A 2,131-nucleotide genomic window follows, 5' to 3' on the forward strand; every position below is an offset into this window, starting at 1 on the left:
ACGGTGATGGTGAGGTCGGTGACCGTGTCGTTGTCGTGCCGGATGCGGCGGACGTCGAAGCGGGAGGGGACGGTGAAGCGGGGGGTGCGGTCCAGCCGCATCCGCGGCCGGGTGACGGGCCCGGTCCCGGCCGGAGCGGGCCGGATTTCGGCGAGCGCGAGGTCAACCTCGTGGAGGGCGTCGGCGAGGACTGTCGTGTGTCTCTCCCATTCCGCTCTCAGGGAGGCCTCTTCCTGTGGATCGGTGGTGGTGTCGATCCTGTGCTGGAGGTCATCGGCGTGTAGTCCAGCGGTTTCCAGGGTCGACTCGGCGGCGTGCAGGCGTGCCCGGGCGGCGATCTCCTTCTCGGTCAGCGGCGTGTCGATGCTCGGCGGCTCGTCGATCGGCGCTGCCGCGGTCTCCCGCAGCGGTGGCTGTTCGCCCGGCACCCGACCGGGCTGGGGGGCTCGGGCGGAGACGGTCTGGGGACGGGTGGGAGTGACGGGCAGGACGGGCGGTGTGTTCGTGGCGTGGTAGGTGATGGGTGCGCCTTCGCCCAGTGCGAGGAACTCGTTCTCTCCTTCGCCCAGGAGGAGTGAGCGGTCGGGGACCGTGTTGGCGCGGCTTTGGAGGTAGGTGCCGAATACGTGGTGCAGGGGCACCTTCTGTGATGTGACCCAGAACGGTCCGAGGGTGTGGCTGCTTTCGTCGGTGGGGTCCTTGTAGGGCGTGAGGAGGCTGTAGGACTCGGCGGGGCCGCGTGTCATCTGCACGTTGTCCCCGACGGTCATGGGGCCGTAGTTCTGGTCTTCCAGCAGGCTCCGCTTCTCGAGGCGGATGAGCTGGACGACTCCTGCGGTGGGGTCGACGTTGGGCATTTTCACCCGGGTGAGCACTTCATAGGTGAACACGTGCTGGGCGATCATGCTGCGCAGGTAGACCGCGTGATCTCCCAGGTAGTCCCGGTCGAATCGCGTGACGGGATACTCTCGGCCGTCCAACTCCAAAGCGTCGTGTCGCAAGTCCCTGTCCAAGCCGGCCATGTAGTACCCACCGCCCGGCTTCGGTGGGCGGAAGTGGCTGATCATCACCTTGAACCGTTGGGGTTCGGTGTTGATCGATCCGCCCGCTTGTTCGTCGGCCCAGGCGGTCAGCCAGGCGCTGTCTCCGCCGTTGTCGTTCAGCCAGGTGTGGAACTCGGCGGACACACCGTTCGCGCCGCGGAGTGAACCGCCGATGGGGCCGGTCGTGTTGGTGGGATCGACCAGGGCCCATGGAGTGTCTTCGGGGTCGTGCACGCCTAGCTGCCGCTGCCAGTCGGGGTTGCTGACGAGTTCGCGGGGGAGACGGTCGAGCAGACCGTGTTCTGTCAGGAGCATCTGTACGCGGAGGAACTCAACTCGGTACTCGGGTCGCCAGCCGTCGTCCTTGAGGAGGGTGTTGGTCTTCAACAGCCTTTCTGCTGAGTCCCGTTCGCTCCCGGGCGTGTTCTCGTCCGCCTGTATGCGCTCGGCCCGTTCGATGACGAGGTCGAGGTACTTGTCGGCCGGTTCCATCACGGCGTCGAAGGCGGCGAAGCCGTCCCAGGAGTCGCTCCACTCGGCTGCTGCCGGATGGTGCTCCGGGTACTTGAGCGGCACCGTCAGGCCTCGTCGGGTATCGGTGGCCACGGCGAAGGATTCCATCGGGGGTGCCAGCGACCACAGGGTCTGTGCGTTGAACGGGCCCTCGGGGAGGCTGTCCGGAAGGACGTATGTCAGCAGGGACGATGCGTCGAACGGTGCGTTCTGCTCGGCCTCGTCGTCCTGCGTCTGGTCGTCCTGCGCGGGTTCGGGCGAGGGCGGTGACTGCACGGGACTCGGCGCGGAGACGGGGGGTTGCACCCACGTGGAGCGTGGTGCCGTGGACGGGCCGGCCGGGGTCGGGGCGGGTGCGTCCCAGTCGGTGTCGTCGGAGTCGGCTGCATCCGAGTCGGAGTCGGAGTTCTGTCGGCGGAGGCCGGGTGGTATCGGGAGCATGCGGGGGGCGACGGTGTCGGTGTCTTGTTGGTTGGTGTTGTCTTCTGGTCCGAGGGGTTGGGAGACGGGGTCGATCCAGGTGTGGCTGCGGGGAGATGGGGCGCTGGTGTCGTGGGCTTGTTTCCAGTTGCCGT

Annotated in this window: 1 protein-coding gene; it reads right to left on the bottom strand. The window is 67.3% G+C overall.

Features of this window, described 5'->3' with window-relative positions; all coding sequences use genetic code 11:
- A partial coding sequence (locus tag ACWCWD_RS37015) for a hypothetical protein (RefSeq protein WP_450780039.1) occupies positions 1-1,862 on the bottom strand: 1,862 nt, incomplete at its 3' end.
- Positions 1,863-2,131: the final 269 nt, after the last annotated feature.

It is taken from the genome of Streptomyces sp. NPDC001493, from assembly GCF_053597235.1.